Raw genomic sequence first — 201 nt, forward strand, 5'->3', positions numbered from 1 at the left:
ACTGCTTTTTGAGCTTTCGGTTTAATTGAGTACGCATTTGGCGGTAGCCAAGTATTCCGTTTCGCTTGTCATAACGAAGCTTTACTTCTTTGGCTAGCACTTGAATTTCAAGTTCCTTGGTAGATGGCGTCCAACCTAACCACTTGTAATAGGCAGATCGAGCAACCCCTGCTAACGCACACAACTTCTTAATTGCGTAAC

General features: G+C 43.8%; 1 pseudogene. It reads right to left on the minus strand.

The window, feature by feature from the left end:
• A pseudogene (locus KI367_RS27050) lies at window positions 1–201 on the minus strand (IS3-like element ISSau2 family transposase); the annotation flags it as partial.

Origin of the sequence: Paenibacillus cookii, assembly GCF_018333375.1 — a bacterium.
GTDB lineage: Bacteria > Bacillota > Bacilli > Paenibacillales > Paenibacillaceae > Paenibacillus_AQ > Paenibacillus_AQ cookii.